The sequence below is a fragment of the Mesorhizobium sp. LNHC229A00 genome, assembly GCF_000502415.1.
Classification (GTDB): domain Bacteria; phylum Pseudomonadota; class Alphaproteobacteria; order Rhizobiales; family Rhizobiaceae; genus Mesorhizobium.
Genome location: NZ_AYWQ01000001.1, coordinates 339359 through 366014, shown reverse-complemented (window position 1 = coordinate 366014; position 26656 = coordinate 339359). Strand labels below are relative to the sequence as shown.

21 protein-coding genes, 1 tRNA gene and 2 pseudogenes are annotated in these 26656 nt (G+C 62.9%); 10 read left to right on the top strand and 14 right to left on the bottom strand.

Annotated features, from left to right (window positions below; genetic code table 11):
* Window positions 1–131: 131 nt before the first annotated feature.
* Window positions 132–1550 carry a magnesium transporter gene (gene mgtE, locus X742_RS167820; RefSeq protein WP_023769806.1) on the bottom strand — a complete coding sequence of 473 codons (1419 nt, stop codon included), beginning with the start codon at window positions 1548–1550 and terminating at the stop codon, window positions 132–134.
* A 387-nt stretch (window positions 1551–1937) separates the two neighbouring features.
* Between mgtE and X742_RS167825 the strand changes: the two genes are divergently transcribed.
* The 7 genes from X742_RS167825 to lipB all read left to right on the top strand — a co-directional run bounded on the left by X742_RS167825 (window position 1938) and on the right by lipB (window position 8171).
* Window positions 1938–2606, top strand: a complete 669-nt coding sequence (locus X742_RS167825; protein ID WP_023769805.1) for a response regulator transcription factor — start codon at window positions 1938–1940, stop codon at window positions 2604–2606.
* A gap of 123 nt (window positions 2607–2729) precedes the next feature.
* A complete protein-coding gene (locus X742_RS167830) occupies window positions 2730–3920 on the top strand; it encodes an aminotransferase class V-fold PLP-dependent enzyme (protein WP_023769804.1) in 1191 nt (396 codons plus the stop codon).
* Window positions 3921–3933: 13 nt separating this feature from the next.
* Window positions 3934–4896, top strand: coding sequence for a CoA ester lyase (locus tag X742_RS167835; protein WP_023769803.1), 963 nt, complete (start codon window positions 3934–3936; stop codon window positions 4894–4896).
* 21 nt (window positions 4897–4917) lie between these two features.
* Window positions 4918–6102: a malate--CoA ligase subunit beta gene (locus tag X742_RS167840; protein ID WP_023769802.1), complete on the top strand. Its 1185-nt coding sequence runs from the start codon at window positions 4918–4920 to the stop codon at window positions 6100–6102.
* A 13-nt stretch (window positions 6103–6115) separates the two neighbouring features.
* Window positions 6116–7015 carry a succinate--CoA ligase subunit alpha gene (gene sucD, locus X742_RS167845; protein ID WP_023769801.1) on the top strand — a complete coding sequence of 300 codons (900 nt, stop codon included), beginning with the start codon at window positions 6116–6118 and terminating at the stop codon, window positions 7013–7015.
* Window positions 7016–7200: 185 nt separating this feature from the next.
* Window positions 7201–7285 (top strand) — tRNA-Leu (locus tag X742_RS167850).
* Between the two features lie 142 nt (window positions 7286–7427).
* On the top strand, window positions 7428–8171 hold the full coding sequence (gene lipB, locus X742_RS167855) for a lipoyl(octanoyl) transferase LipB (RefSeq protein WP_023769800.1): 744 nt from the start codon (window positions 7428–7430) through the stop codon (window positions 8169–8171).
* 7 nt (window positions 8172–8178) lie between these two features.
* On the opposite strand, the gene X742_RS167860 is transcribed toward lipB, so the two are convergent.
* The gene (locus tag X742_RS167860; protein WP_023769799.1) at window positions 8179–9429 is read right to left on the bottom strand and encodes a peptidase M50; all 1251 of its coding nucleotides are present in this window, start codon (window positions 9427–9429) and stop codon (window positions 8179–8181) included.
* Window positions 9430–9839: 410 nt separating this feature from the next.
* Between X742_RS167860 and X742_RS1000000173740 the strand changes: the two are divergent.
* Window positions 9840–10006, top strand: a pseudogene (locus tag X742_RS1000000173740) (metalloprotease); the annotation flags it as partial.
* Between the two features lie 85 nt (window positions 10007–10091).
* Here X742_RS1000000173740 and X742_RS167865 read toward each other — a convergent pair.
* On the bottom strand, window positions 10092–12044 hold the full coding sequence (locus tag X742_RS167865; protein WP_084569468.1) for a caspase family protein: 1953 nt from the start codon (window positions 12042–12044) through the stop codon (window positions 10092–10094).
* 204 nt (window positions 12045–12248) lie between these two features.
* On the opposite strand from X742_RS167865, the pseudogene X742_RS167870 reads away from it, so the two are divergent.
* Window positions 12249–12566, top strand: a pseudogene (locus tag X742_RS167870) (transposase); the annotation flags it as partial.
* Between the two features lie 129 nt (window positions 12567–12695).
* Here X742_RS167870 and X742_RS1000000171420 read toward each other — a convergent pair.
* The 6 genes from X742_RS1000000171420 to mce all read right to left on the bottom strand — a co-directional run bounded on the left by X742_RS1000000171420 (window position 12696) and on the right by mce (window position 18505).
* Complete coding sequence (locus X742_RS1000000171420; RefSeq protein ID WP_023769795.1) at window positions 12696–12881, bottom strand: outer membrane beta-barrel protein; 186 nt, start codon at window positions 12879–12881, stop codon at window positions 12696–12698.
* Between the two features lie 1061 nt (window positions 12882–13942).
* Window positions 13943–14671: an ABC transporter ATP-binding protein gene (locus tag X742_RS167875; protein ID WP_174361970.1), complete on the bottom strand. Its 729-nt coding sequence runs from the start codon at window positions 14669–14671 to the stop codon at window positions 13943–13945.
* Entirely contained in the window at window positions 14623–15852 is a 1230-nt protein-coding gene (locus tag X742_RS167880; protein ID WP_023769794.1) for a lipoprotein-releasing ABC transporter permease subunit, read from the bottom strand. Before X742_RS167880 ends, X742_RS167875 begins: the two co-directional genes overlap by 49 nt.
* Window positions 15839–17167 carry a proline--tRNA ligase gene (proS, locus tag X742_RS167885; RefSeq protein ID WP_023769793.1) on the bottom strand — a complete coding sequence of 443 codons (1329 nt, stop codon included), beginning with the start codon at window positions 17165–17167 and terminating at the stop codon, window positions 15839–15841. The genes X742_RS167880 and proS overlap by 14 nt, the downstream gene beginning before the upstream one ends.
* A 652-nt stretch (window positions 17168–17819) precedes the next feature.
* Window positions 17820–18104: a DUF1467 family protein gene (locus X742_RS167890; protein ID WP_023769792.1), complete on the bottom strand. Its 285-nt coding sequence runs from the start codon at window positions 18102–18104 to the stop codon at window positions 17820–17822.
* On the bottom strand, window positions 18101–18505 hold the full coding sequence (mce, locus tag X742_RS167895; RefSeq protein ID WP_023769791.1) for a methylmalonyl-CoA epimerase: 405 nt from the start codon (window positions 18503–18505) through the stop codon (window positions 18101–18103). Before mce ends, X742_RS167890 begins: the two co-directional genes overlap by 4 nt.
* Window positions 18506–18768: 263 nt before the next feature.
* Here mce and X742_RS0135625 point away from each other — a divergent pair, with 263 nt between their 5' ends.
* A complete protein-coding gene (locus tag X742_RS0135625) occupies window positions 18769–19137 on the top strand; it encodes a hypothetical protein (protein WP_023769790.1) in 369 nt (122 codons plus the stop codon).
* On the opposite strand, the gene X742_RS167900 is transcribed toward X742_RS0135625, so the two are convergent.
* From X742_RS167900 to nuoL, 5 genes are all read right to left on the bottom strand, one after another.
* The gene (locus X742_RS167900; RefSeq protein WP_023769789.1) at window positions 19127–20797 is read right to left on the bottom strand and encodes a ribonuclease J; all 1671 of its coding nucleotides are present in this window, start codon (window positions 20795–20797) and stop codon (window positions 19127–19129) included. The genes X742_RS0135625 and X742_RS167900 overlap by 11 nt on opposite strands.
* 91 nt (window positions 20798–20888) lie before the next feature.
* Window positions 20889–21710 (bottom strand): biotin--[acetyl-CoA-carboxylase] ligase, encoded by an 822-nt coding sequence (locus tag X742_RS167905; RefSeq protein ID WP_023769788.1) that lies wholly within the window; start codon window positions 21708–21710, stop codon window positions 20889–20891.
* A gap of 4 nt (window positions 21711–21714) precedes the next feature.
* Complete coding sequence (gene nuoN / locus X742_RS167910) at window positions 21715–23151, bottom strand: NADH-quinone oxidoreductase subunit NuoN (protein ID WP_023769787.1); 1437 nt, start codon at window positions 23149–23151, stop codon at window positions 21715–21717.
* Between the two features lie 19 nt (window positions 23152–23170).
* The gene (locus tag X742_RS167915) at window positions 23171–24676 is read right to left on the bottom strand and encodes an NADH-quinone oxidoreductase subunit M (protein ID WP_023769786.1); all 1506 of its coding nucleotides are present in this window, start codon (window positions 24674–24676) and stop codon (window positions 23171–23173) included.
* Window positions 24676–26649 (bottom strand): NADH-quinone oxidoreductase subunit L, encoded by a 1974-nt coding sequence (nuoL, locus tag X742_RS167920; RefSeq protein ID WP_023769785.1) that lies wholly within the window; start codon window positions 26647–26649, stop codon window positions 24676–24678. Before nuoL ends, X742_RS167915 begins: the two co-directional genes overlap by 1 nt.
* Window positions 26650–26656: the final 7 nt, after the last annotated feature.

The following is a 26656-nucleotide window of genomic DNA, read 5'->3' as shown; positions in this document are numbered from 1 at the left end:
CCTGCCGGAATTCCAGCCGACCGCGATGCGGCGTCGCCCTTCTGTCCCGAACCAAACCCTTGCCCGCCGGAATCGACGCGGCACCCCGCATAAGCCTCGCACGGCATTTACGTAAAAGTCAATTGAGACACTTACCGGACGCCGAACCACCAACTCGCGAGGCCGAGAAAGGCAAAGAACCCAACGACATCGGTGACCGTGGTGACGAAAACGGCCGAAGCGACCGCGGGATCCACCTTGAACCTGTCGAGCAGCAGCGGGATCAGGATGCCGGCAAGGGCCGCCACGAACATGTTGATGATCATAGCCGCCGCGATGATGCCGCCGAGATTGGGGTCGTGGAACCAGGCAGCCGCGACGATGCCGATCAGCACGGCGAAGACGATGCCGTTGATGAAGCCGACGCCCATCTCGCGGCGGATGATGCGGCCGGCGTTGTAGATGTCGAGATCCCTGGTCGCCAGCGCCCGCACGGTGACGGTCATGGTCTGCGAACCGGCATTGCCGCCCATGCCGGCCACGATCGGCATCAGCACGGCGAGTGCCACGATCCGCTCGATCGTGTGGTCGAACAGGCTGATCACCGATGCCGCCAGAAATGCCGTCAGCAGATTGACGAGCAGCCAGGGAACGCGCGAGCGCGAGGTCGCCAGAATGCTGTCGGAGAGCTCTTCGTCACCGACGCCACCCATGCGCAGCAGGTCTTCCTCCGCTTCCTGCTGGATGACGTCGACGACGTCGTCGATGGTCAGCACGCCGACCAGCCGTTCGTTTTCGTCGACAACCGCGGCCGACAAAAGGTCGTATTGTTCGAATTCCCGCGCCGCCTCTTCCTGGTCCATGGTGGCGGGAATGGCGTGCCGCGTCTCATGCATGACCTCCCCCACCTTGACCGCGCGCTTGGCGCGCAGGATCTGGTCGAGATCGATGGCCCCCAACAACTTGAAGGTCGGATCGATGACGAAGATCTGGCTGAAGCGGTCCGGAAGGTTCTTGTCATCTCGCATGTAGTCGATGGTCTGGCCGATGGTCCAGAAAGGCGGCACCGCGACGAACTCGGTCTGCATGCGCCGCCCGGCGGTCTCCTCCGGGTAGTCGAGCGAGCGCCGCAGCCTGATCCGCTCGGTGAACGGCAGCTGCGACAGGATCTCGTCCTGGTCTTCCGGCTCGAGGTCTTCGAGAATGTAGACCGCGTCGTCGGAATCGAGTGCCTGCACGGCCTGCGCGATTCGCGCATTGGGCAGATTGTCGACGATATCCATGCGGATCGCCTCGTCGACTTCGGTCAGCGCGGAAAAATCGAAGTCCGCGCCCAGCAGCTCGACCAACGCGCGCCGCTGCTCGGGATGCAGCGCCTCGATGAGGTCGCCAAGTTCCGACTGGTGCAGGTCGTCGACTTCGCGCTTGAGGGTCAGCGTATCGCGGTCGGCGATCGCCGCACCGATCTGGGCAAGGAAGGACGAAAGGACCGCGCCGTCCTCGCCATAAATGTCGGCGTGGGCGTCGTCAGCCGCCTTGGCGGAGGTCGTCTGCTTGTCCTGGCCTTCCACCAGCGTCTCCAGCCATCAGAATCCCGGAAAGGTGCCAATCAGGTCTAGACCATGATTCCGAAAAGTGGAAATCGGTTTTGGGTCCGACCACAAACAAGAAATTAGGAGCGGCGGAGTGATTCGATTTCGCAGCCTGTCGCTCCAACGCACGGGAATTGCAGCCGAAAAGTCCCGCTTGCGCAACGGCGTCGTTTTCGGCCGCCGCCACACTGTCCGGCGTGCGCGACCTGGTCGATTACGTCAAAAGCGGGTGCGCTTGTGGCCCGGTGGCGCGACAGCCGATGTCGCTGGGGAAAGAGCACCCGTGCGCCATTGGGGCAGAATTGTCATGACGCGGGTCCAGGCATCGGCTGGACCTGCCAGGCCGTAACGAAAAGCCGGAAGCCCTTGAAGATCAGGTCGCGGACAGAAGACAAGGCAATCGACGAGCGGCGTGTTCGCGTGGTCGTGGCCGAACGCAATCCGCTCGTCATATCGGCTCTGCGCGAAATGCTGGACTGCGACGGGCGCTTCGAGCTTTTGGCCTCCGTACAAAGCGGCAGGCATTTCCTGGAGCTTGCAGCGGTCCAGGAGTTCGATGTCGCCGTGATCGGCTGGAAGCTCTCCGACATGGACGGCGCTGATATCCTGGCCGAGGTCCAGGCCCGCAAGCTCGACGTGCGCATCACCGTCTTTTCCAACGACCATGACATCGGCATCCTGAAACAGTGCGTGCGCCTGGGGGCCCAGGGCTACTGCTTCCAGTTCGACGATCCCGCCATCATCTTCGATACGATACTGGCTGTCGCGCACGGCCGCATCTGCATTCCCTACATCGACATCAACAAGGTCAACGACACGCCTCTATCCCGGCTTACCGTGCGCGAGCGTGAACTGCTGGCGGTACTGTCCGACGGCTGGACCAATTTGCAGATCGCGACCCGGACCGGCATCTCCGAAAACACCGTGAAGTACCATCTCAAGAATCTCTACGACAAGCTCGACGTCCGCAACCGGGCGATGGCCGTCGCGCTCTATTCCCGAGAGAGGCGCACCCAGAAGCAGCCTTTCGGGTAGGCCCGCCGGGTAGGCCCGCCCCACCCGCGCGCGGCGAGATATTACCCGCCAAGGTGTTGTGGGTTTTGGCCGTCGAAACGAAACTCCCCTCACCGCTTTGCTGGATCAGGAGGAGTTCGCATCATGGCCGGTTTCACCCATCTTTTCATTCCCGGGCCGACCAACATCCCCGAGCAGGTACGCCAAGCGATGAACCTGCCGATGGAGGACATGCGCGCGGCCACCTTCCCCGACCTCACACTACCGCTGTTCGAGGACATCAAACGGGTCTTCAAGAACGAGACCGGCCGCGTCTTCATCTACCCGTCCTCGGGCACCGGAGCCTGGGAAGCGGCGATGACCAATGTGCTCAGCCCCGGCGACCGCGTGCTGATGTCGCGCTTCGGCCAGTTCTCGCATCTGTGGGTCGACATGGCAGAACGGCTCGGTTTCGAGGTCGAAATCATCGACTGCGAATGGGGAACCGGCGTGCCGCTGGAACTCTATGTGGAGCGGCTGAAGGCGGACAAGACGCACCGCATCAAGGCGATCTTCTGCACCCAGAACGAAACGGCGACAGGGGTCACCAGCGACGTCGCCGGCTGCCGCGCCGCGCTCGACGATGCGAACCACCCTGCCCTTCTTTTCGTCGACGGCGTCTCGTCGATCGGCTCGATCGACTTTCGCCAGGAAGAATGGGGCGTCGACTGCGCCGTCAGCGGCTCGCAGAAAGGTTTCATGCTGCCGGCCGGCCTCGGCTTCCTGTCGGTGAGCAAGAAGGCGCTCGTCGCTTCGAGAACCGCCACCCACCGGCGCTGCTTCTTCTCCTTCGAGGACATGATCCGCGCCAACGATGCCGGCTATTTCCCCTACACGCCGGCGACACAATTGCTGCGCGGCCTGCGCGCCTCGCTCGACCTGATCGCCGAGGAAGGGCTTGAGAACATCTTCGCCCGGCACCATCGCCTTGCCGAAGGCGTGCGCAAGGCGGTCGACGCCTGGGGCCTGAAGCTCTGCGCCAAGGCGCCGAAATGGCACTCGGACACGGTCAGCGCCATTCTCGTGCCGGATGGCATGGACAGCGGCGACGTCGTCAAGCGCGCCTACCAGGCGTACCAGACATCGCTGGGCGGCGGCCTCAACAAGGTGTTCGGCAAGGTTTTCCGCATTGGCCATCTCGGCTGGCTGAACGAGGTGATGGTGCTGGCCTCGCTTTCGGCGGCGGAAATGGCGCTGCTCGATTGTGGCGTCCGGCTGGCGCCGGGCTCCGGCGTCGGCGCCGCCATCCAGCATTTCCGCGCCTCGGCCGCGGTGCCGGTCGCCAAAGCCGCCTGAGGGAGTTGAAACGATGAGCCACACCATCAACCACCTCAAAAAACTCAGGCTGCAGCGCAGCGAGCTGGCGGTCCCAGGCTCCAGCCCGGAGATGATTGACAAGGCGGCCAACAGCGCCGCCGACTTCGTCTTCCTCGACATTGAGGACGCCGTCGCGCCGCCCGACAAGGAACGCGCACGCAAGAACATCATCCAAGCCCTGAACGACATCGACTGGCGCGCCAAGGGCAAGACCGTTTCGGTACGCATCAACGGACTGGACACCCACTACATGTATCGCGACGTGGTCGACGTGATGGAACAGGCCGGCGGCCGGCTGGACACCATCCTGGTGCCGAAGGTCGGCGTTCCGGCCGATCTCTACATGGTCGAGGCCATGGTCAACCAGATCGAGATGGCCAAGGGCTTCAAGACCCGCGTCGGCCTGGAAGCGCTGATCGAGACCGCGCTCGGCATGGCCAATGTCGAGGCTATCGCCGCCGCCCCTGGACGGCTGGAAGCCATGCATTTCGGCGTTGCCGACTATGCGGCAAGCTGCAAGGCGCGGACGGTCAATATTGGCGGCCTCAACCCCGACTATCCCGGCGACCAGTGGCATTTCGCGCTGTCGCGGATGACCGTCGCCTGCCGCGCCTACGGTCTGCGCGCCATCGACGGACCGTTCGGCGATTTTTCGGATCCGGAAGGCTACAAGGCGGCCGCCAGGCGCGCCGCCGCGCTCGGCATCGAAGGCAAGTGGGCGATCCATCCCTCGCAGATTGCCTTGGCCAACGACGTCTTCTCGCCGCCGGAGAAGGAAGTCACGCGAGCTCGCCGCATCCTCGAAGTGCTGAAAGAGGCGGAGGCGCAGGGCAAGGGTGCCGCCGCGCTCGACGGCAAGATGATCGACGCCGCGTCGGAGCGCATGGCCAGGAATGTTCTGGTGGTCAACGACGCCATCGAACGCGCCGGCCAACAGCACGTCGCGGCACTTTGACGATTTGGGGAGGAGAAAAGAATGGACATCCACGAATACCAAGCCAAGGAACTGCTCGCCCGGCATGGGATCCATGTGCCGCGTGGCGGCCTTGCCTACAGCCCCGAACAGGCGACCTACCGGGCGCGCGAGATCGGCGGCGGCAAATGGGTGCTGAAGGCGCAGGTTCATTCCGGCGCGCGCGGCAAGGCCGGCGGCATCAAGCTTTGCGCCAATGACGAGGAAATTTCCAGCGCCGCCGAAGCCATGCTCGGGCGCAAGCTGGTGACGCACCAGACCGGCCCGCGCGGCAAGCTGATCTCGCGCCTCTATCTGGAGGAGGCCGTCGACATCGCGCAGGAGCTCTATCTTGGCTTCGTGCTCGACCGCAAGGAAGAGCGCGTCATGATCGTGGCCTCGGCCGCCGGCGGCATGGAAATCGAGGAGATCGCGGAGAAGGCACCCGATTCGATCATCCGCGCCACCGTCGATCCCGGCGTCGGCATGCAGCGCTTCCAGGCGCGCGAGATCGCCTTCGGGCTTGGGCTGGAGGATAGCCTGATCGGCAAGGCGACAGAGACCATCTTCAGCTGCTACCAGGTGTTCCGCGACTACGACGCCTCGATGCTGGAGATCAATCCGCTGGTGGTGACCCGCGACGGCAGCCTGGTGGCGCTCGACGCCAAGATGTCGTTCGACGAGAACGCGCTGTTCCGGCGACCCGAAATTTCCGAATTGCGCGACAAGAGCCAGGAAGACCCGCGCGAAACCTTCGCCAGCGACCGCGGCCTCTCTTATGTCGGCCTCGACGGCAATATCGGCTGCATCATCAATGGCGCCGGGCTCGCCATGGCGACGATGGACATGATCAAGATCGCCGGCGGCGAGCCGGCGAACTTCCTCGACATCGGCGGCGGCGCTTCGCCCGAGCGGGTGGCTAAATCGTTCCGCGCCGTGCTCGGCGACAAGAATGTAGAAACCATCCTGGTCAACATCTTCGCCGGCATCAACCGTTGCGACTGGGTCGCCGAGGGCGTCATCAAGGCGATCCGCGAGCTCGGCGTCAACGTGCCGCTGGTGGTGCGGCTGTCCGGCACCCGGGCCGAGGAAGGACGCAAGATCCTGGCCGATTCCGGCGAGGCGGTGATCGTCGCGGATACGCTCGCCGAAGCCGCCGAAAAAGCCGTAGCCGCATGGCGCGCGGTCACCAACAAAAAAGCAGCCTGAGGGAGGACGGAAAATGGCAATCCTGCTTAACCGCAGCACGCGCGTCATCGTGCAAGGTTTCACCGGCAAGATCGGCAGCTTCCATGCCGAGGACATGAAGCGCTACGGCTCCAAGCTCGTCGGTGGCGTCACGCCCGGCAAGGGCGGCCAGACGCATCTCGGCCTGCCCGTCTTCAACACGGTCAAGGGCGCGGTGCGCGAGACCCGTGCCGAAGCCAGCATCGTTTTCGTGCCGCCGCCCTTTGCAGCCGATTCGATCATGGAAGCGGCGGATGCCGGGATAAAGCTCTGCGTCTGCATCACCGACGGCATCCCCTCGCAGGACATGATGCAGGTCAAGCGCTACATGCGACGCTACCGCTTCGAGGATCGCATGCGGCTGGTCGGGCCGAATTGCGCCGGCATTATCACGCCGGGACAGGCGCTGATGGGCATCATGCCCGGCTCGATCTACTTGCCCGGTCGCATCGGCATTGTCGGCCGCTCGGGAACGCTAGGCTATGAAGCCGCCTCGCAGATGAAGGCGCTCGGCCTCGGCGTGTCGACCAGCGTCGGCATCGGCGGCGATCCGATCAACGGCTCCTCCTTCAAGGACGTTCTGAAGCTGTTCGAGCAGGACGACGAAACCGACGCCGTGGTGATGATCGGCGAGATCGGCGGACCGCAGGAAGCCGAAGCCGCGATCTGGGCGCGCGACAATATGAGGAAGCCGCTGATCGCCTACATCGCCGGCCTGTCCGCCCCCAAAGGCCGCCGCATGGGCCATGCCGGCGCCATCATCTCGGCCTTCGGCGAGTCCGCGCAGGAGAAGGTCGAGATCCTAAAAGAAGCTGGCGTCATCATCGTGCCGACCCCGTCCTCCTTCGGCGAGGTGGTGGCCGATACGCTGGCGCGGAGGAAGCAGGCGGCGTAGCCGCAGGATCGGGCGAAAGCCGCGGCGACGCAGTCTCCAAGACGCGCCGCCGCCCTCGTTTCCGGGCGCGCAAAGCGATTGATCCGTTATAGCCATTCCCAGCGATTAAATACTCGTGGCGCACTTGTTTCGCTGGAAACGATTTGCTACACGCCGCGAGCCGGTCGGTTCCGGCTCTACCACGTGCGGTCGTGGCGGAATTGGTAGACGCGCAGCGTTGAGGTCGCTGTGGGGCAACCCGTGGAAGTTCGAGTCTTCTCGACCGCACCAAATCATCCTGACGACACAGCTGCGACCTGCACCAGCAAGCACTCATTGTCTTGCCGGCGCGTCGGATGCTCGGCGCCCCGCGCGCGGCGAACTGGACGTTTCCGCCTGATATCGCCATATGGAAGGCGACAAGAGAGACGCCATGCCAGAACGCAGCCAGATCGCCACGTCGTTCCTGCCCTTGCCCGGTTCGGCCCCGGTCGAATGGCTGGTCGAGCCCGGCCTTACCGCCTATCCCGATGCGCTTGCCTTCATGGAGGCACGCGCCGAAGCGATCCGCGGCGGGGCTGCCGGCGAAATGGTCTGGCTGGTCGAACATCCGCCGCTCTACACCGCCGGCACCAGCGCCCGTATCGAGGACCTGATCGAACCTGACCGCTTTCCGGTCTTCGCGGCCGGACGCGGCGGCGAATACACTTATCACGGGCCTGGCCAGCGGGTCGCCTATGTCATGCTCGACCTGAAGCGCCGGCGCGAGGACGTGCGCGCCTTCGTCGCGGCGCTCGAACAGTGGATCATCGGCACGCTTGCCGCCTTCAACGTGCGCGGCGAACGACGAGAGGACCGGGTCGGCGTCTGGGTGGTACGGCCTGATCGCCCTGCTTTGCCCGACGGCTCGCCTGCCGAGGACAAGATCGCGGCAATCGGCATAAGGCTGCGGCGCTGGGTGAGCTTCCATGGCATCGCCATCAATGTCGAGCCGGACCTCTCCCATTTCGGCGGCATCGTGCCCTGCGGCGTCCAGGACCACGGCGTCACCAGCCTTGTCGATCTCGGCCTTCCCCTTGGCATGGCTGATCTTGATCTCGCTCTGAAATCCTCTTTCGAGGATGTGTTCGGCGCAGCTGCGGCCCTGGCCATCGAATCGGCCCGCAAGGCCGGCTGATCCGGCTTCAGAGAAGTTGCCCTGAGGCCCACAGCACGCCGCAGCCATGGATGGCGAACACCGCCAGCAAGGCCCCGGCGATGACCAAACGGTCGACAGTGCCGATCGGCTCCAGTTCGTGGCGTGGCTTCACCCCGCTGCCGACGGTGAGCAGGCTGAGGATCGAAAAGACCGCACCGGCCGCGAGCAGGAAGCCCAGGGAAAAACCGGCCCGCCAGCCAAGCGCCAGAAAGGCCGAAAGGAGCGAGAAGGACGCCAGCGCCAGGACGACCGGCCCCGGGCAGATCTGGCGCAGCACCTGGCCGCCGTCGAACTTCCACACCGGCACCAGATTGGCGATGTTGAACAGCGCGGCGCAGCCTGCGAGCGCGGCGAGCAGCGCGGCAGCCGCCTTGTGACCCTCGCCGCCGGCAAGCACGCTGGCGGCGATGACGATCGGCACCAGGAAGGCGGAGAACCCCGCCCCCATCAACGCCACGAAGGCCACTTCGAAACGGCTGTTATAGGGCCGGCCGCCAATGGCGATGCCGCCAAGCAGCGGGATGAAGATCATCCGCGCCCTGCGATGGCCCGTCAGCCGGAACGCCGCCATGTGGCCGAGTTCGTGCAGCGCCACCACCGATGTCAGGATCGCGGCCAGCGCCAGCCCGCCGAGGTGAAGGCCGAAGAACGGCCACAGCATCAATGCCGACAGTACGGCAAAGCCGACCTGGCTCAGCGGATGCTCGAACCAGCCACCCTTGCGATACTGCCCGGTTCTTGCCCAACGCTGCAGCTTGGAGAGCTCGCGGCGCATGGCGAAATAGCGAAACACCAGGAAAGCCACGCCACGGTACCGGTCGGTCCGGCTGAGCGTCACGCGCGTGCCGCTGCCCTCCGAAACCAGTTCGGCGGTCTCGCCATAGTCCTTCCAGAACGAGCCATCGAGCGCGGTGTCCTCGATCACCCGCATCGAGAAACGGCTGCCCTCGACGACATCTTCAAATCGCGCCCTGCGCTCTATCGGCTTGCCATCGCGGCCTTCCCAAGACAGCGTGATGCGGGCGACGCCCTCTTCGTCCAGCGGCTGCGCCGACAGGATCTCGCCGGACCAGCCAGCATCGCTGCCGAGCGGCCACAGCGCCTGCCACAGGCGCTGCCGGTCCATCGCCACGATGCGGCTCGACCGAACCGTGCGCAAACCAAGCGGCACGGTCATCAGGATAAAGATCAGCCCGAGATTGCTGGCCACGAGAATGGCCGTGACGATGGGCGACACCTGGACGTTGCTCCCTGCCTTGGAGCCGCACCCTAACGTCGCGGCGGCAAGAAAAGCTTAACGGCGGGGTGGCATTGGCCATCAGAAACAGCGAGGGCCGACGCCGCCAGATCACATGGCCCCGATCCAGATCGCCATGGAGACAAGAAACGCGCTCATGCAAACCAGCGAGATGACATCCTGAACCAGATCGGTCATAACTCTCTCCTGTTGTGGATATGTTTCTAATTTGTTCTAATTTTGTTCCATTGTCAACAAACAGAGGTATGGAGATAAGTCGGGAAATTAGCACGGTTAGTGAAGGGTTAACTGGCGGCGCAGCCCTCAGCGAGGACAAAACCTCGCCGTTCTCGGTCGGCATATCACGACCGGGATGCTTTGGAACTGGTCGAACTTGCGGAGAAGAATAAATGCATATTCGCGTTCTCACGGTGCAGCCCGGCCAGACCATTGGCACGCTCGCCGCGCAGATGGTCGGCGTCGACCGCAAGCTCGACCTGTCCGGATGCTGAATGCGCTGTCACCGGGGGCTGCGGTTTCGGCCGGCGACAAGGTCAAGATCGTCACCGACAAGTAGGTCGATGCCGGCGTTCAGGCGGCTGCGGAATGATGGGTTCGACGCTACCTGTCCTGACGGTGCGACCATGGCGTCGCAGTCGCCATCAGCCACTGTTGTCACCGTTGCCACTGTTGCCACTGTTGGTGTCGTGGTCGCCGCCAGTGCCACGCCAGGGCGATGGTCCGGTTTCCCCTGGCACCATCGGGACCTTTGGCGTAACGATCTTCGGCGGCGGCACTTTTGGCGCAGGTGTACGGATCACCTTTATCTTCGTGATGACTTTCGTCACCACCTTGGGCGTGCACACCGCGACCGCCAGCGTGCTTCGTTTGGGCAAAAGACCGAGTATGCCCATCGAATAAGCCTCTTGCCGCTCGATGCCGGCCTTGAGGAAAGCCAAGGCACGAACCGGATCGGCGGGCACGCCATTGCGACCTTCCTTGAAGATCATCGCAAGATCATTCATGGCGTTGATATGCCCCATCGCTGCTGCCTTGAGCATGAGGTCAAGCCCCTTGCCGGTATCGCGCTGGACGCCGACGCCATTGAACAGGGCGCGGCCCCACGCGCTCATGGCGTAGGGATCGCCCCTGTCGGACGCTTGCGAATAGAAACCATTCGCTTGCGTGGCCTCCACGGGCATCCCTACTCCCGAGGAGGCGAGGTAGCCGAGTTCGTAGACGGCGCGGACGTGTCCCTTGTCGGACGCTTCCTGGATGGCCTTCCTGGCCTCGTCGATGTTGCCGCCGACGAGCAGCGCCCGCCCGAGTTCGTAACGGAAGCGGGCGACATCGGGATAGGCTTTCACCGCAGCCTCGCAGGCCTCGACCGCGCCGTCTGCGATCTCGTTAGGTAACCGGCCGGGGGCGACGCCTTGCAGGTCGAGCGGCTCGCCGGCAGCCTGGTCGCAGAGGTCGACGCTCGGCGACAGCTTCATCGTCGCCCGTTTCGACGCGTTGCCGGCGCGGATCTGAAAGTCAATCTCGACGGGAGCCGCCGAGCCGATCTGCGGCTCGTAGCGCAATTGGTCGACTTCAGCGGCCATCAGGCTCGACTGCGGCGACAGGACGCGATCCGGCAGGGACAGCGTTCCAACTGCCGGATAGCCGGCGAGTTTGATCGAAACATCCTTGGCAGGAAAATCCAGCTTCAGCGCAACCGGACCGACGCCGACCGGGACGCTGATGTCGCGATTTTCGATAGCTTCGGTGGCAGTGGCGACCAGGGTTCCGCGCTCCGCCACCTGCTGGTTCTGCTGGGCGTCGGGCGCCGGCTGCACCGGTTGCCCCGCCGCGCGCATCAGCACGACATCGTCGATCAGCGAGGAGTTCTCCCACGGAACCTGCCTGCCATTGGTCGCCTTCACCACGTCGCGGCGCACGGCGGCCATGACGGCACCGATTTCCTGGTTCGGCGCCAGCGCACGGCGGGAAAAGGCGGATGAGAAGGGGCTGAGATCGCCGGACCCGTCATAAGCGACAGCGCCGGGCTCGGTGGCAAACGCAATCAGCGCATTCTGCGAGCCTGTTACCTGCGCGAGCCCGGTGCCGTCGGAGACGATCAATTGGGAGCGCAGCCAGTAGTCCTTGCGCGGGAACGGATTGTTGCGGCAAGCATCGAGGATGATCACCTGAATCTTCGACTTCGTGCGCAATTGTTGCAGCACGTCGTTAAGCCTTATTGTCTGCACCTCCATGTCGGCCGCATCCTTCAACGACGCATCGACCGGGATCAGGAAATTCTCGCCCCCGATCTGAAAGCCGTGGCCGGAATAATAAACGACGGCGAGATCAGCGCCGTCGGCGGCGGCCAGATAGTTGCGGAACTTCTCTTCGAATTGGAGCTTGGTCACGTCCTTGGCGACGAACACGTCGAAGCCGGCCTGCCGGAACGTGTTCGAAACGTCCTCAGCGTCCTTGTCCGGATTCTTGAGCGCCGGGATTTCCTGGTATTGCGAATTGCCGATCACGAGCGCAACCCTTCGGTCGGCGCGAGCGTCGAACGCCGAGAGGCTCATGAGGATCAAGGCAGCAAGGAACGCGTAGCGTTTCAGCATGGCAAAACCCATCCTCGTTATGGTCTGGTTGCCTAAACCGACATCAACCGGATGACCGGCTCTTCGGGGCAAGATTGAGGCCAGGAACGGGCATTGGCAAGCCCGAACCTTGGCCTGCTGCTGGTTTCGTGGACACCGAGATAAGGTGTTTAACGGAACTGGAGAGTTGGGATGCAGAGAAGGAAATTCAGCCGCGAGTTCAAGCTTGAGGCGGTGAGATTGATCAGGGATTTGCCGGAGGGGGCAATGCTTCTCGCCGACAAGGGTTATGATGCCAACGCATTGCGCACCGTCATCACCGAGCGAAAGGCATGGGCCAACATCTCGCCCAAGGCCAACCGCAAGGACCCGATCTGCTTCAGTCCTTTCCTCTACAAGGCGCGCAACTTCGTCGAGCGCTTCTTCAATAAAGCCAAGCAGTTCCGCCGCATCGCAACCCGCTACGACAAGCTAGCCGATCTCGCCGCCCTCAAGCTCGTTGCAATCCGCATCTGGCTACGCGGTAATGAGTCTACGTCCTAGCCGACCGAGCTAAATCGATCTCCGTGTTCCTCCGATGTGAGAAGTAGTGATTTGCGCCCGCGACGCGCCCGTTCGGGAAACAAAAAAGCCCCGCCGAAGCGGGGCCACGAACGAGGCACAGTCCGAAAATCAGAACTTGTAGCTGAGTCCAACGCGAACATCGTTGGTTTTCAGATCAAGCCCGACAGGCTGTGTCGGGAAAGAGAACGGCGGAGATACCGATTCGCGGCCATAATCGGAATAGCGGTATTCGACGCGCCCAATCAAATTGTCAGTCACGGCATATTCAAGTCCAGCGCCGAGCGTCCAGCCCAACCCTGGTGTCGCTGATCTCGCTTGACCCACCCAGAAAATTGGTTGCGCCGGAGTATTTAGCGAATGCGACACCGCCAGTTACAAATGGCAAGAAACGATCGAATGCGTAGCCGGCGCGCAGGCGTGTCGATCCGAACCATTGCAAATCACTGCTTGCGAAGGCACCAGGGAACGCAGGAAACGCGTTATCGTCCGACTTGGCGTCGGTGAAATTGATGTCCGCTTCAACACCGACGACATAATTACCATCGAACTGTGGTAGTTAAAGCCGGCGAATGCACCGCCAAAGCCGCCTTTAGGATCGACGGAGGTGCTGATGTAGGGTTGGCCAGCGGGAGACCCCGCACCCTCGTAAGTTGAACTTCCCCAAACGTACCCGGCCTGCGCGCCCACGTAGACACCGGTCCAATTATAAGCCGCAGACTGGATCGGTTGGGGGGAAAGATCCGCCGCCAATGCGGGGGTGGCAATCGCAAGCGAACCAGAAAGGCAAACTTAAGTGCGCATCGGGCTATTCCTTTGGCCTGCGGTGGAGAAGCGAATTCCACGTGTCATTTTTAGATGGTCCCGAGAAAGCGATCTAACTTTTCTCCCACAAACTGAAAATCTATTTGATCGCCACCCAAAGGCGAGAACGTCCGAGTTCGACCTGAGTTCGTGGGGTTACGGCTCCAGTACCAAACGTCAGACTTTGACCACTAGCCGGCTGGCACCTGGTATTCAGACGCGCCCGGCCGCCGCATGTCGGAATTCAAAGTCCCTTCGGAATGTCTCAGGTAGGGGATTGCTGCCATGCTTTTCGTTGCGAGTGATCTGAGGAGGGCCCGGGAGCCGGTTAACCCTTCGCTAACCGTGCTAATTTCCCGAGCTATCTCCATACCCCTTGTCAACGAACAGAATTCGACCGCATCCAGAATTTCGGGGCGATCAGATTGGCAGGGTTAAGAAAAGGTTGACTGGCCTACGCCTATCAATAGGTAGGAAAGACTACAGCTCCGGGCACTCGCGAAACAACCGCATGTGTTGAGCTTCATGCAGGTCCGCAATGCCTGACGCACAGCCTAAAGCGGCACCACCTTGCCGTCGGCCAACGTGACGCGCCGGTCCATGCGCGATGCCAGCTCGTGATTGTGGGTGGCGATCAGTGCCGCGAGGCCCGATTGCCGCACAAGCGCCTCCAGCGCCTCGAACACGTAGGAGGCTGTGACCGGGTCGAGGTTGCCGGTCGGCTCGTCGGCCAAAAGCACCAGCGGCGCATTGGCGACCGCACGCGCGATGGCGACGCGCTGCTGCTCGCCGCCGGACAGCTCGGACGGCCGATGCGATGCACGCTTGCCGATCTGCATGTAGTCGAGCAGTTGCGCCGCGCGCTCGGACGCCTCCTTGCGCGGCAGGCCCTTGATGAGCTGCGGCATCATGATGTTTTCCAGCGCGGAAAACTCCGGCAGCAAATGATGGAACTGATAGACGAAGCCGACATCGTTACGGCGGATCGAGGTGCGCTCGTCGTCGGACAACCGGCCACAGGCGCGACCGGACAGGATCACGTCGCCGGCATCCGGCCGCTCCAGCAGCCCGGCCGTATGCAGCAGCGTCGATTTGCCGGTGCCCGACGGGGCCACCAGCGCCACCATTTCACCGCGCCGCAGCGCGAAATCGGCGCCGTTCAGGATGGTGAGCTTGCGCGGCCCCTGAACGTAGTGCCGTTCGACGCTCTTCAGTTCGATAATGACCTCGGCCACTACTCGTACCTCAAGGCTTCGACCGGATCGAGGCGGGCCGCCCGCCATGCCGGAAACACCGTGGCCAGGAAGGACAGCGCAAGCGCCATGATGATGACATAGGTCGTCTCGCGCGGATCCATCTTGGCCGGCAACTGGCTGAGGAAATAGAGCTCCGGGTTGAACAGCACCTTGCCTGTCATCCAGGAGAAGAACTGGCGTATCGATTCGATGTTGGTGCAGATCACGACGCCGAGCAGCACGCCGGCGAGCGTCCCCGTCACGCCGATCGCCGCCCCCGTCATCAGGAAGATGCGCAGGATGGCGCCGCGCGAGGCGCCCATGGTGCGCAGGATGGCGATGTCATGCCCCTTGTCCTTCACCAGCATGATCAGTCCGGAAATGATGTTGAGTGCCGCCACCAGCACGATCAGCGTCAGGATCATGAACATGACGTTGCGTTCGACCTGCAGAGCCGAAAAGAAGGTCTCGTTGCGCTGGCGCCAGTCGACCATGTCGATCGGCCGCTGCGCCGCCGCTTCCACCTTGGGTTTCAGCGCGTCGACATCATCGGGATTGTCGACATAGATCTCGATCGTCTGCGCGCGACCGTCCATGTTGAAGTAGAGCTGCGCTTCGGAGAACGGCATGTAGACGATCGACGTGTCATATTCAGACATGCCGACCTCGAAGATCGCCGCGATCTTGTAGCCCTTCATGCGCGGCGTGGTGCCGAGCGGCGTCACATCCCCGTCCGGCGAGATCAAGGTAATGGTGTCGCCGAGCGTCAGGCCGAGATTCTCGGCCATGCGCTTGCCGATGGCGACGCCCTCGCCGGTATCGAAATCGGCGAGCGTGCCTTGCTTGATGTTGCTGGCCACGATGGCGATCTTGCCGAGATCTTCACCCCGGATGCCGCGCACCAGCGCGCCAGTGCCGCCGCCGACATTGCCTTGCGCCAGCACCTGGCCGTCGATCAGCGGGATGGCGTATTTGACCCCGGGTACGCCGTTGATGCGGCTGGCGACCTGGGCATAGTCCTCAAGCGGCGAATCGAGCGGCTGCACGATCAGATGGCCGTTGACGCCGAGGATGCGCGTCAAAAGCTCGGCGCGGAATCCGTTCATCACCGCCATGACCACGATCAGCGTGGCAACGCCCAGCATGATGCCAAGAAAAGAAATCGAGGCGATCACCGAGATCACCGTCTCCTTGCNCTCGCTGCCGCTGCCTCGCTCATGCGGCGGCACCGAAGCGCTTTGCCGCGTCGGCGATCGGCAGCGTCACGCGCTCGCCGGTCTTGCGATTCTTGATCTCGACCTCGCCGGCGGCGACGCCGCGCGGCCCGACGATCACTTGCCAGGGCAGGCCGATCAGGTCGGCGGTGGCGAATTTGCCGCCCGGCCGCTGGTCGGTGTCGTCGTAGAGCACATCCTTGCCGGCGGCGGTGAAGGCGGCGTTGAGTTCGTCGCAGACGCGATCGCAGTCGGCATCGCCCGCCTTCATGTTGATCAGGCCGATATCGAACGGCGCCACCGTTTCCGGCCAGATGATGCCGTTCTCGTCATGGCTGGCCTCGATGATCGCCGCGACCAGCCGCGACGGGCCGATGCCGTAGGAGCCGCCCGAGGCGAAATGATCCTTGCCGTCGGGCCCCGTCACCTTGGCGCCCATCGGCTTCGAATATTTCTCGCCGAAGTGGAAGATATGGCCGACTTCGATGCCGCGCGCCGAGACCCGGTCGCCTGTCGGAACCTTCTCCCAGGCCGCCTCGTCATGCATCTCGTCGGTGGCGGCGTAAGGCGTCGTCCAGGTCTTGACGATATCTGATATCTCGCCGTCATTGGCGAAGTCCGTGTTCGCGCCGGGCACGGCAAGCGACAGGTAATCGCGGTGGCAGAAGACCTGGCTTTCACCAGTGTCGGCCAGGATGATGAATTCGTGGCTGAGATCTCCGCCGATCGGGCCGGTGTCGGCCCGCATCGGAATGGCCTGCAGGCCCATGCGCGTGAAGGTCCTGAGATAGGACACGAACATCCTGTTGTAGGCGGCTCTCGCGCCTTCGAAGTCGAGATCGAAGGAATAGGCGTCCTTCATCAGGAATTCGCGCGAGCGCATGACGCCAAAGCGCGGTCGCACCTCGTCACGGAACTTCCACTGTATATGGTAGAGATTGAGCGGCAGGTCCTTGTAGGATTTGACGTAGGCGCGAAATATCTCGGTGACCATTTCCTCGTTGGTCGGACCGTAGAGCATGTCGCGATCCTGCCGGTCCTTGATGCGCAGCATCTCCTTGCCGTAGTCGTTGTAACGGCCGCTCTCGCGCCACAGATCGGCCGACTGGATGGTCGGCATCAGGATCTCAAGCGCACCGGCGCGGTTCTGCTCCTCGCGGATGATCTTGCAGACCTTGTCCAGCACCCGTTTGCCCAGCGGCAGCCAGGAAAAACTGCCTTGCCCCTGCTGGCGGATCATGCCGGCGCGCAGCATCAGCCGATGCGAGACGATTTCGGCCTCGCGCGGGTTCTCTTTGAGGATAGGCAGGAAATAGCGCGACAAACGCATGAACAGGTCCGTGAATGAGAATGGCCACGCCAGAATCGGCGCGGCGCAGGCTTGCTTGCCCCGGCTTCATAGCGATTTCATGACCGAATGGAAACCCGGCGATCCAACCACGCCAGCCCCTTCAGGGCCGGAATCCCTCGCTTCCGGATCGACCCGCGCCGACAATGGAACGCACCGAACCTCTTCGGGTTTGGCCGTCAATTCTTTGCGCGCGTCAATTGCGAACATGCCGCAAAGGCTCTGTCGACCCTGACTGGACGTTTCAAAAGCAAAGCCTGCCGCACTATTGTGCAGTGCAGCACGAGAATGCCCGATTCAAGGCAAAATTCTTCGTGACATTTTCATTTCCGTTGGGCTAATGTGCCCCGATAACCGAGAGGGCAGAAAAAAATCTGCTCTCCTACGCGGTCAAAGTCTTGGGAGGATGCGATCTAGGCGCGGTTACTCGCTGCCGCCGGATACCGGAAACAGATCGGACGCGTTTAATTGCAAGGCCTTGTGCCTTGCATTTTTTTTGTGCAATCATCTGGTTAGCGCCGCAGATTGGCAGGCTACATGACGTTGCGTCATCAGCCAGCGGCCGGCAGACAGGGCGGCATCTTAATTCCGTCCGCGGCACTCCGATCTTATCGGAGCACCCTTGCCGCGACGTCTATTTCCCTGGGGTCGGACTGAAATCCGGCACGATGTGCGGGATGTCGTTGAGGCTATATCCCAGCCCGTGCGTCAGGCCGTAGAAAATGCCCATCAGGACCGCCGTTGCGATGGTGGTGCGGATCACGGCACGCAGCATATGCGGCCCGCGCGGCGCGCTCGGCACCGTGCCCAGCGTCACGTCGTGATCGTCGTCCTGCGTTCTGACGCTGAACGGCAGAACGGCAAACAGCACCACCCACCAGGTCGCGAAAAACAGCGCGGTGAACGAGACCCAGCTCATGATTGCTCCAGTTCGATCAGCGTGCCGAAGAAATCCTTCGGATGTAGGAACAACACCGGCTTGCCGTGCGCGCCTGGCTTGGGATTGCCGTCGCCAAGCACCCGGGCACCGGCGGCCCTGAGATGGTCGCGCGCGGCCAGGATGTCGTCGACCTCGTAGCAGAGATGATGCATGCCGCCGGACGGGTTCTTCTCGAGGAATGCCGCGATTGGCGAGCCCTCGCCAAGCGGCTCCAGCAACTCGATCTTGGTGTTGCCGACACCGACGAACACCACGGTGACGCCATGCTCCGGCAAAGCCTGCGGCTCGGTCACTTCGGCGCCGAGCGTGTTGCGGTAAGCTGCAACGGCGGCGGTCAAATCCGGCACCGCAAGCGCGACATGGTTCAGCCGTCCGAGCATGTCCGAGCTTTTTCTCCCAGGTCCAACGACTGGCGTCATACGTCAAATCAGCCGAGATCAACAGCCTTTCGCGAGGAGCGCACTGTCGCACCTGTCGCGACCGGCAGCCACAAAGGACAAAGGCCAATGTCCGGAACCAGCCCACCCGCCCCCGCGTTTTCACCTTCGATCTCGGGTCGTTCAAAATTGCCGCTCTGCTCGATGCCGTCGATGTCAGAGACGGGCTTGCATCGGTATTCGCGGCCGGACAGCCGCCGGCGGCCGTGCTCGAACTCGCGGTCTCGAACTTCATCGACCAGGATCGCTACGAGCATTGCTTCATCCCGACGCTGATCGATACCGGTTCCGAAAGCGACGGACAGCAATTGCTGATCTGGTCGGACGCTTTCCTGCATTATGTCGTGTCGATCCAGCGTCCTCGGTGGCATGCCGATTTCGACGACGACAAGGAAAAGGCAATCGAGACCCGCAAGCGGCTGCTGAGCATGGCTGCCGAACAGCGCCTGCTCGTCGCCGGCCACCACATGCCGTTACCGGGCCTGGGCTATGTCGAGCGGACAGACCATTCCTTTCGCTGGATTCCGGTCAGCTATCAGCTGGACATGCGAGCCCCCGCCTCCGTCACCGGGTGACGAAAACCGTCACCAGCGGTTTCTTGCCCCAGGCTTCATTAGCCGCGCCTCGCACCGCGCGCCGCACCGCCTCCTGCACCAGGTCGAGGTCCTTACGGCGCTGGCGGGGGATCGAATCGACCGCACCGACGGCCGCATCGATCATCAGGTCCTCGAGCGTCTCGCCACGGGCATCGGTTTCGGCGACGCCAATGGCGACCAGATCGGGATCGCCGGCCAGCTCGTACTTGTCATCAAGCACGACATTGACCGCGACATGACCGGCAAACGACAGCTTGCGCCTGTCGCGAATACCCATCGCCTGATCGCTGCCGATCAGATTGCCGTCCTTGTAGACGCGGCCGAACGGCACCTGGTCGATGATCGTGGCGGGACCAGGAGCGAGCCGCAGCATGTCGCCGTCTCGCACTTGCGCCACCTGGCCGATGCCGGAGGTCGACATCAGCGAGCCCTGCGCCACCAGATGCGCGGCCTCGCCATGCACGGGAACGCCGATCCGCGGGCGCACCCATTCATACATCTTGCGCAGTTCGCTGCGCCGCGGGTGGCCGGAGACGTGCACCAGAGCATCGCCGTCCTCGATTATCTTGATGCCGAGATCGATGAGGCGGTTCTTGATCTCGAGGATCCCCTTCTCGTTGCCGGGAATGGTGCGCGAGGAAAACACCACCGTGTCGCCCGCCGTCAGCGACACCGATTTCATTTCGTCGCGCGACAGCTTGGCAAGTGCCGCCAACGGCTCGCCCTGGCTGCCGGTGCAGATGATGACCAGGTTCTCGCGCGGGATGAAGCCGAAATCCTCCTCGGCGATGAACTCCGGCAGGCCGTCCATGTAGCCAAGCTCGCCGGCCACATCGATGACGCGCTTCAACGAGCGCCCTAGCACAAGGCACTGGCGGCCGGCATCGCGCGCTGCCCTGGCGATGGAAACGATGCGTCCGACATTGGAGGAGAAGGTGGTGACGGCGACGCGGCCCTTGGCGGCCTGGATCACGCCTTTCAGCCCCTCGCCCACGGCCACTTCCGAAGGCGACTCGCCTTCGCGCAGCGCATTGGTCGAATCGCAGATCAGCGCCAGCACGCCTTTGTCGCCATAGGCGCGGAACCGCGCCTCGTCGGTCTTGGGGCCGATTGTCGGCTCCGGATCGATCTTCCAGTCGCCGGTATGGATGACGGTGCCGGCCGGCGAGGTGATCGCCAGCGACATGGGTTCGGGAATGGAGTGTGCCACCGGAATGGCTTCTATCTCGAAGGGACCGACCGTGAACTTTTCGCCCGCCCGGTAGATCGTCAGCGGGATCTTCGGCGCGCCCTGCACGCCCTGACGCTTGGCTTCCAGCAGCCCGGCGCTGAACGGCGTCATCCAGACCGGCGCCTTCAGCTTCGGCCAGATGTCGAGCAGCGCGCCGTAGTGGTCCTCATGCGCGTGGGTGATGATGATGCCGCGCAGATCGGCGAGGTTCTCCTCTATGAAGCGCGTGTCGGGCAGGATCAGGTCGACGCCTGGATGCGCCGCGTCGGGAAAGGTAACGCCGACATCGATGACGATCCATTCGCGCGCGCTCGGCGGGCCGTAGCCGTAAAGGGCGAAGTTCATGCCGATCTCGCCGACGCCGCCGAGCGGCACGAAGACGAGTTCGGCGTTGTCCGCTTTCGCCATGATTTTTTCCTTCCTGACCCTCAGGCCAAGCCGTTAAAGCAATTCCAGCAAGTGCCTACCGGTTTTCCGTCCGGAATCGCTCAAAAACAAATTATATCCGCGCGGACGCCACCGCGCCGAAATGCACATCGCCGGCGGCGACCGTCAGGACAGACCCCTCATCGTCGCGGATCACGAAACGGCAGTCCTCGTCAATGGTCTCGAACACGCCACGCACCACATTACCGTCAATTCTGACAGCAACCTCGCCGCCAAGGCCGGCCGCGCGGGCCAGCCAACGCTTCCTGATGGCGGCAAGGCCACGTCCTTCGTCCCACAGGCGGGCATTCTCGCTCCAGGCATCCGACAGCGCCAGAAACAGCGTTTCGGCATCGCAAGCCGCGCCCAACGCATGAAGCGATGTCGCGGGATAAGGCAAATCCCGCGGGTGCGCCACCACATTGACCCCGATGCCCACCGCCACCGCGAAGCGGCTACCGTCAAGCATCGCCGACTCCAGCAGGATGCCGGCCAGCTTGGCGCCGGAGGCGAGCACATCGTTCGGCCATTTCAGCTCGAAGCGGTTCTGTCCCTGGCTCGCTCCGTCGAGGCCTATCGCGATGCGGCCCTTCGGCACCACCGCGTCGAGCGCGTCGGCCAGCGCGAGCCCCGCGACGAAGCCGAGCGTTGCGGCAAGGCGCAGTTCGCCGCCGGTGATGAGGAGCAGCGTCGCCGCCAGATTGCCTTCTGGCGTTGCCCAGGCACGGCCACGCCGGCCGCGCCCGCTTTCCTGCTTCTTGGAAACGACCCAGAGCTTGCCTGGGTCGCCCGCCCGGGCATGGTCCAGCGCCAACGCGTTGGTGGAGCCGACACTGTCATGCGCCTCGAGCCGGAACCCTTCCGACGCCGAGGTTGGAGCCAGCCGAAATGCCATCCCGTCAGAAAAATGTCTTGGCGGCGGCTTCGGCATAGGTGCCGATCGGCCCGCCGATCAGCACGTAGAACAGCACGAAGGCGCCACTGACGCCGAGCACGACACGCAACTCGCTGGCCATCGGCACGAAGCCGCCGACCGGCTCATCGAACCACATGATCTTGATGATGCGCAGGTAGTAGTAAGCGCCAACCACGGAAGCCAGCACGCCGATGATTGCCAGCGCATACAGATTGGCGTTGATGGCGGCGAGGAAGACGTACCACTTCCCCCAGAAGCCGGCGAGCGGCGGAATTCCGGCCAGCGAGAACATCAGGATGGTCAGGATCGTCGCCATGACAGGGTTGGTCGACGAGAGGCCGGCGAGATCGCTGATCTGCTCGACATTGCCTTCCTTGCGCCGCATGGCGAGGATGAAGGCGAAGGTGCCTAGCGTCATTACCAGGTAGATCAGCATGTAGATGGCGACGCCGCGCACGCCGGCCTGGCTGTTGGCGGCAAGGCCGACCAGCGCGTAGCCCATATGGCCGATCGAGGAATAGGCCATCAGCCGCTTGATATTGGTCTGACCGATCGCGGCGAAGGAGCCAAGCGCCATCGAGGCGATCGAGATGAAGACGATGATCTGCTGCCAGTCGGAAGCGATCGGCTTGAACGCGCCCATGGTGACGCGCACGATCAGCGCCATCGCCGCCATTTTCGGCGCTGCCGCCAGGAAGGCCGTCACTGGTGTCGGTGCGCCCTCATAGACGTCTGGCGTCCACATGTGGAACGGCACCGCCGAGATCTTGAAGGCAAGCCCGGCCAACACGAAAACCAGGCCGAAGACGAGGCCAAGCTGGCGCTCGCCGCCGCCAAGCGCGGTGGCGATCTCCTGGAAGCCGGTGTTTCCGGTGTAACCATAGACCAGGCTGATGCCGTAGAGCAGCATGCCAGACGACAGCGCCCCGAGGACGAAATATTTCAGACCGGCTTCGGTCGAACGCAGATTGTCGCGATTGATCGCCGCCAGCACATAGATCGCAAGCGACTGCAGTTCGAGGCCGAGATAGAGCCCGATCATGCCGTTGGCCGAGATCATCAGCATCATGCCGAGCGTGCAAAGCAGGATCAGCACCGGATATTCGAACTTGTCGAAACGCTCCGCCTTGGCAAAGCGCATCGACATGATCAGCGTCACCGCCGAGCCGATCAGCGCCAGCACCTTCATGAAGCGGGCGAAGGAATCCTGGATGAAGGCATTGCCATAGGCGCTGCCCTGCCCTGCGTGGAAGATCAGCCAGGCGCCTGCGATCACCAGGACGGCGACGGCAAGGCCGGTCACCGTGTTGGCGGTGTTGGAACGCGAATAGGCCCCGACCATCAGCAGCGCGAGCGCGCCGATGGCAAGGATCAGCTCGGGCGTCGAGAGCGACAGGCTGGAGAGAAGGTCCGGCGTCATGGTTCGCAAAACCCCTGGGTCAGTTGGCCGCCGCGGTCTGCGCGGCGCCGATGGATGCAGTGACATTGGTGACGAGCGACTTGACCGACTGGGCCGTCGCGTCGAAGACGGGGGCGGGATAGACGCCGAAGAAGATGACCAGCACGACCAGCGGATAGATGATCGCCTTCTCGCGGGTCGACAGGTCGAGCAGCCCCTTCAGGCTGTCCTTGGTCAGCGCGCCGAAGATCACCCTTCGGTAGAGCCAAAGCGCGTAAGCCGCCGACAGGATGACGCCGGTCGCGGCGAAGAACGCCACCCAGGTGTTGACCCGGAACACGCCAAGCATGGTCAGGAACTCGCCGACGAAACCTGACGTGCCCGGCAGGCCGACATTGGCCATGGTGAAGATCAGGAACACGGTGGCGTATTTCGGCATGTTGTTGACGAGCCCGCCATAGGCGGCGATCTCACGCGTATGCATGCGGTCATAGATGACGCCGACGCACAGGAACAGCGCGCCTGACACCAGGCCGTGGCTGAGCATCTGGAAGATGGCGCCCTGCACGCCTTCCTGGTTCATGGCAAAGATACCCATGGTGACGAAGCCCATATGGGCGACCGACGAATAGGCGATCAGCTTCTTCATATCCTCCTGCATCAGCGCCACCAGCGAGGTGTAGATGATGGCGACGACCGACAGTGTGAACACCAGTGGCGCGAACATTTCCGACGCGAGCGGGAACATCGGCAAGGAGAAGCGCAGGAAGCCGTATCCGCCCATTTTCAGCAGGATGCCGGCCAGGATGACGGAGCCCGCCGTCGGCGCCTCGACGTGCGCGTCGGGCAGCCAGGTGTGCACCGGCCACATCGGCATCTTCACCGCGAAGGAGGCGAAGAAGGCAAGCCACAGCCAGGTCTGCATGTTGGCCGGGAAGCTGTGCGTGAGAAGCGTCGGGATGTCGGTGGTGCCGGACTGGAAGAACATCGCCATGATGGCGAGCAGCATCAGCACCGAGCCGGCCAGCGTATAGAGGAAGAACTTGAACGAGGCGTAGACGCGCCGCTTGCCGCCCCACACGCCGATGATGATGAACATCGGGATCAGGCCGGCTTCGAAGAAGACATAGAACAGCACGATGTCCAGCGCGCAGAACACGCCGATCATCAGCGTTTCCAGAAGCAGGAAGGCGATCATGTAGGCCTTGACGCGCTTCTCGATCGCTTCCCACGACGCCAGGATGCAAAGCGGCATCAGGAAGGTCGTCAGGATGACGAACAGCATGGAAATGCCGTCGACGCCCATATGGTAGGAAATGCCGGAATCGAGCCAGGCGACCTTTTCGACGAACTGGAATCCGGCCTGCGAATTGTCGAAGCCGGTCCAGATGAACAGCGACACCAGGAAGGTGAATGCCGTGGTTATGAACGCAATGGCGCGAATGTTGCGGCGCGCGTTTTCGCTGTCATCGTTGATGAACAGGATCAGCAGCACACCAACCAGAGGCAGGAAGGTGACCAGCGAGAGGATTGGCCAGGCGGTCATCAGAGCATCATCCAGGTGACGAGTGCGGCAACGCCGATCAGCATGGCGAAGGCGTAGTGGTAGAGATAGCCGGTCTGCAGCTTGACGACGCGGTTGGTGACGTCGACGACGCGCGCCGAAATGCCGTCAGGCCCGAGCCCGTCGATGATGGTCCCATCACCGGTCTTCCACAGGAAGTGACCGAGACGCTTGGCCGGGCGAACGAACAGGAAGTCGTAAAGCTCGTCGAAATACCACTTGTTGAGCAGGAAGGCGTAAAGCCCGCGATGCTGGGCGGCCAGATTGACCGGCATCTCCGGCGAGCGGATGTAGAACTTCCAGGCCAGAGCGAAACCGATCAGCATGGCAATGAAGGGCGAGAGCTCCACCCACAGCGGCAGTTCGTGGATCTCGTGCAGGATATGGTTGTCCGGCAGCGTGAACAGCGACGCCTTCCAGAACTCGGCATAGCCTTCGCCGATAAAGGAATTGTGGAAGATGATGCCGGCAAACAGCGCCCCAGCCGCAAGGATGAACAGCGGCACCAGCATCACCGGCGGCGATTCATGGACGTGGTGCATCACCTCGTGGCTTGCCCGCGGCTTGCCATGGAAGGTCATGAAGATCAGCCGCCAGGAATAGAAAGAGGTGAAGCAGGCGGCGATGACCAGCAGGATGAAGGCCAGGCCGGCGACCGAATTGTGCCCGGCGAAGGAGGCCTCGATGATGGCGTCCTTGGAGAAGAAGCCGGCGGTGCCGATGACGGTCACCGGAATGCCGACGCCGGTTAGCGCCAGCGTGCCGATCACCATCATCCAGTAGGTGGTCGGGATCAGCTTCCTCAAGCCGCCCATCTTGCGCATGTCCTGCTCGTCGGAGACGGCGTGGATGACCGAGCCGGAGCCGAGGAACAGCAGCGCCTTGAAGAAGGCGTGCGTGAACAAATGGAAGATCGCCGCGCCATAGGCGCCAACGCCGAGCGCCACGAACATGTAGCCGAGCTGCGAGCAGGTCGAATAGGCGATGACGCGCTTGATGTCGTTCTGGACCAGGCCGACGGTCGCCGCAAAGAAGGCGGTGAAGGCGCCGATGAAGGTGACCACCGTCAGCGCCGAGTGCGACAATTCGAATAGCGGCGAAAGCCGCGCCAGCATGAACACGCCGGCCGTCACCATGGTGGCGGCATGGATCAGCGCCGACACCGGGGTCGGGCCTTCCATGGCGTCCGGCAGCCAGGTGTGCAGCGGCACCTGCGCCGACTTGCCCATGGCGCCCATGAACAGCAGCAGGCAGACGACGGTCATTGCCGCCTGCTTGTCGAGCGCATGGCCGAGGAAGGTGAGCACGGCGGCACCCTGCGGCGCGCCTTCGGCCGGGATGAACGTCGCCGCATTAGCGAAGATGGTGCCGAGATTGACCGAGCCGAACAGCACGAAGACGCCGAAAATGCCGAGCGCGAAGCCGAAATCGCCGACTCGGTTGACGACGAAGGCCTTGATTGCCGCGGCATTGGCCGACGGCTTCTTGTACCAGAAGCCGATCAGCAGGTAGGACGCCAGGCCCACCCCTTCCCAGCCGAAGAACATCTGCACGAGGTTGTCGGCCGTCACCAGCATCAGCATGGCGAAGGTGAACAGCGACAGATACGCGAAGAAGCGCGGCCGGTTCGGATCGTGGTGCATGTAGCCGATCGAATAGACGTGAACCAGCGCCGACACCGTGTTGACCACCACCAGCATCACCACTGTCAGCGTGTCGATCCTGAGTGCCCAGGAGACGTCCAGCCCGCCGGACTGGATCCAGTGCAGCACCGGCACCGTGAACACCTCGCCATGGCTGAAGCCGACGGAAAAGAAGGCGACCCATGACAGCACGGCCGCGATCACCAGGAAGCCGGAGGTGATGTATTCGGATGCCTTGGCACCGAGCGCATTGCCGAACAGGCCGACGATCAGGAAGCCGAGCAGCGGAAGGAAGACGATCGCTTGATACATAGTCGCC